The 3,400-nt window shown below is 63.1% G+C and carries 5 protein-coding genes; 4 read left to right on the top strand and 1 reads right to left on the bottom strand.

Features of this window, described 5'->3' with window-relative positions:
* The first annotated feature begins 96 nt into the window (after positions 1 to 96).
* From atpD to V6M39_RS10850, 4 genes are all read left to right on the top strand, one after another.
* Entirely contained in the window at positions 97 to 1,581 is a 1,485-nt protein-coding gene (gene atpD / locus V6M39_RS10865; protein ID WP_332643836.1) for a F0F1 ATP synthase subunit beta, read from the top strand.
* Positions 1,581 to 1,961: a F0F1 ATP synthase subunit epsilon gene (locus V6M39_RS10860; protein ID WP_309968263.1), complete on the top strand. Its 381-nt coding sequence runs from the start codon at positions 1,581 to 1,583 to the stop codon at positions 1,959 to 1,961. The genes atpD and V6M39_RS10860 overlap by 1 nt, the downstream gene beginning before the upstream one ends.
* Positions 1,962 to 1,980: 19 nt before the next feature.
* A complete protein-coding gene (locus tag V6M39_RS10855; protein WP_332643835.1) occupies positions 1,981 to 2,427 on the top strand; it encodes a DUF2550 domain-containing protein in 447 nt (148 codons plus the stop codon).
* 73 nt (positions 2,428 to 2,500) lie between these two features.
* The gene (locus V6M39_RS10850) at positions 2,501 to 2,680 is read left to right on the top strand and encodes a hypothetical protein (protein WP_332643834.1); all 180 of its coding nucleotides are present in this window, start codon (positions 2,501 to 2,503) and stop codon (positions 2,678 to 2,680) included.
* Here the strand turns inward: V6M39_RS10850 and V6M39_RS10845 are convergent, their stop codons facing one another.
* The gene (locus V6M39_RS10845; protein ID WP_332643833.1) at positions 2,681 to 3,256 is read right to left on the bottom strand and encodes a cob(I)yrinic acid a,c-diamide adenosyltransferase; all 576 of its coding nucleotides are present in this window, start codon (positions 3,254 to 3,256) and stop codon (positions 2,681 to 2,683) included.
* Between the last annotated feature and the right edge of the window lie 144 nt (positions 3,257 to 3,400).

Raw genomic sequence — 3,400 nt, 5'->3', positions numbered from 1 at the left:
CCAGGCCCGACAGGCCGGGATTACCCAGGAGATCAGCGAGATCGTAGGTGGCGCCAACGCGCTTGCCGACGCCACCGCTGGGAGTGAGTGAGAGATATGCCAACCGCCAAGAAGACCGCAGCCAAGAAGGCTCCCGCCAAGAAGACAGACGACGCGGCATCCAACCTGGCCACCGGCCGTGTTGCTCGCGTCATCGGCCCGGTGCTCGACATCGAGTTCCCCAGCGATGCCATCCCCGAGATGTACAACGCGCTCAAGGTCGACACTGAGGTCGCCGGCATCAAGGAGACGCTGACCCTCGAGGTCGCACTCCACATTGGTGACGGCATGGTGCGAGCCATTAGCCTCCGTCCGACTGACGGCATCGTCCGTGGCGCCACGGTCACCAACACCGGTGGACCCATCACGGTCCCCGTTGGCGACCAGACGCTCGGCAAGGTGTTCAACACCACGGGTGACGTCATGAACCTCGCTGAGGGCGAGAAGTGGGAAGTCAAGGAACGCCGCGGCATCCACGGCAAGGCACCTGCGTTCGACCAGCTCGAGTCCAAGACCGAGATGTTCCAGACCGGTATCAAGGTCATCGACCTGCTGACGCCGTACGTGCTGGGCGGAAAGATCGGCCTCTTCGGTGGTGCCGGTGTCGGCAAGACCGTTCTGATCCAGGAAATGATCGCCCGAGTCGCTCGCGACCACGGCGGTGTGTCGGTGTTCGCCGGTGTCGGTGAGCGTACGCGTGAGGGCAACGACCTCATTGCCGAGATGGAAGAGGCCGGCGTCCTCGGACAGACCGCACTCGTCTTCGGTCAGATGGATGAGCCGCCGGGAGCGCGTCTTCGTGTCGCACTGTCGGCGCTGACCATGGCGGAGTACTTCCGCGATGTCCAGAACCAGGACGTGCTGCTGTTCATCGACAACATCTTCCGTTTCACCCAGGCAGGTTCGGAGGTGTCCACGCTGCTCGGCCGTATGCCGTCGGCCGTGGGTTACCAGCCGACGCTGGCTGACGAGATGGGCGTGCTCCAGGAGCGCATCACCTCGACGCGTGGTCACTCGATCACGTCGCTCCAGGCGATCTACGTTCCGGCCGATGACTACACCGACCCGGCTCCGGCAACGACCTTCGCGCACCTCGACGCCACCACGGAGCTCGACCGAGAGATTGCCTCGATGGGCATCTACCCGGCCGTGAACCCGCTGACGTCGACGTCACGAATCCTCGACCCGCGCTACATCAGCGCTGATCACTACAACACCGCCAACCGCGTCAAGAGCATCCTGCAGCGCAACAAGGAGCTCCAGGACATCATCGCGATTCTCGGTGTGGACGAGCTCAGCGAAGAGGACAAGACCCTCGTGGGTCGCGCCCGTCGTATCCAGCGCTTCCTGTCGCAGAACACGTACGTGGCCAAGCAGTTCACCGGTATCGAAGGTTCGACCGTCTCCATCGACGAGACGATCGACGGCTTCACCAAGATCTGCGACGGCGACTACGACCACGTTGCTGAGCAGGCCTTCTTCATGTGCGGCGGTCTCGAAGACGTCGACAAGAAGTGGGAAGAAATCCAGAAGAGCCTCTGATGGCAGATCCTTTGCAGATCGAGCTGGTCTCGGCCGACCGCGTTGTGTGGTCCGGCCAGGCCAGTGAGGTGTTGGCCCGCACCGTCGAGGGTGACCTCGGCGTGCTGGCTGACCATGCCCCGCTTCTGTCACTTCTCGTGCCCGGCGTTGTCGTGATCACACCCCTCGAAGGTGAGGACCCGATCAAGGCTGCTGTGGCAGAGGGATTCATCTCCGTCGCCAACAACCGGGTGTCGATTCTCAGCGAGGATGCGTTCCTCGCCGACGAGATCGACGTCGCGGCTGCACGTGCAGAGCTCGAAGCGGCCGAAGCAGACGAAGACGCGACCGCTATCCTGCGAGCCGAGGCGAAGTTGAGCCTGGTCGACAAGACGTCCTGACGTCAGGAGGGAGTTCGCGATGCCATTTTGGTTGTGGCTCGTCGACTCCCTCGTGCTCATCGTCCTGCTGTTCCTGGTACCGATTGTCGGGTTGATGGTTCGACGCAGGGTGCTCGCCCGTTCGGGAGGCACGTTCGACATGAGCATCAACCGCAACGTCGCCGGCATCTCCAAGGGTTGGACCCTGGGTCTTGCCGTCTACCGCGAGAACCACCTTGAGTGGTTTCGTACGTTCTCGTTGTCGCTGCGTCCGCGCTACCGATTTGAGCGCGGTGACGTGCAGATCGAGGGACGTCGCGAACCCGACAGTGATGAGGTGCACGCGTTGCACGACGGTCACCTGATCGTGGGTACCGAGAACGCCGCTGGCGTACGACAGTTCGCGATGAGTGCCAATGCCTTGACCGGGCTGCTGTCGTGGTTGGAGTCGGCTCCTCCTGGTCAGCGCGTCAACAACGTGGTCTGACCTGTTGACTGCATGCTCGCCCCACGTGAGAATCGAGGGGAGCTCACATCCCCTGTCGAAGTTGGTGTTTCCCGTGTTGAAGCGTTCTCTTGCCGCCGTATGTGCGTCGATCCTGCTGGTGGTGGGTGTCGCTCCGGCTGCCTCCGCCGCCAACCGTCCGCAGGCCCCCAAGGTCGTCAAGGCGATCGACTGGGATGCACCCAGGCCGACCGCTCCGGGCGGCCCAATCGCCAACGCCATCGACTGGGACTGATCAGCCCCTTTCGCCACCCGGCACCCAGAGGACGTCGCCGTCCTCTCGGTTCGCGTAGCGGCCGAGGATGAACAGCAGATCGCTGAGCCGGTTGAGGTACTTCGCCGTGAGCACGTTCATGGTGTCTCCGTGCTCTTCGAGGGCAGCCCAGGCCGAACGCTCGGCTCGCCGAACGACGGTGCATGCGACGTGAACGGCTGCTGCTGACGGGGTGCCGCCGCGCAGGATGAACGAACGCAGCTTGGGTAGCTTCTCGTTGTAGTGGTCGCACCAGCCTTCGAGGCGATCGATGTAGTCGGGCTCGACCCGCAAGGGCGGATATTCCGGGTTCTCCACGACGGGACACGACAGGTCGGCGCCAACGTCGAACATGTCGTTCTGCACGTGGGTCAGGACCTTCACGACCTCTTCCTCGAGGCCGCCGAGCGCAATCGCCATACCGATCTGGCTGTTGGCCTCGTCGACGTCGGCGTACGCGGCGAGCCTCAGGTCGAGCTTTGAGGTCTTGCTCATGTCGCCGAGGTTGGTCGTGCCGTCGTCGCCCGTACGCGTATAGATCCGTGTCAGATTGACCATGGATCTGAGTCTAGGCCTGCCGGGAGTGTGAGGCAGAACGCCCTGACGAAGCCGTGACCAGCGTAGATACCGCGCGGTAACCTGAACGTTATGCCTGACAAGCCCTGGGTGATGCGCACCTACGCCGGACACAGCTCGGCGACC

The sequence above is a fragment of the Aeromicrobium sp. genome, assembly GCF_036675695.1.
Taxonomy (GTDB): domain Bacteria; phylum Actinomycetota; class Actinomycetes; order Propionibacteriales; family Nocardioidaceae; genus Aeromicrobium.
The sequence above is the reverse complement of the archived record's forward strand: the minus strand, read 5'-3'. Positions and strand labels throughout refer to the sequence as shown.

What these genes read in the sequence shown, in the direction of transcription:
- atpD (WP_332643836.1), top strand. Translation starts at nt 97, where the DNA reads ATGCCAACCGCCAAGAAGACCGCAGCCAAGAAGGCTCCCGCCAAGAAG.
- V6M39_RS10860 (WP_309968263.1), top strand. Translation starts at nt 1,581, where the DNA reads ATGGCAGATCCTTTGCAGATCGAGCTGGTCTCGGCCGACCGCGTTGTG.
- V6M39_RS10855 (WP_332643835.1), top strand. Translation starts at nt 1,981, where the DNA reads ATGCCATTTTGGTTGTGGCTCGTCGACTCCCTCGTGCTCATCGTCCTG.
- V6M39_RS10845 (WP_332643833.1), bottom strand. Translation starts at nt 3,256, where the DNA reads ATGGTCAATCTGACACGGATCTATACGCGTACGGGCGACGACGGCACG.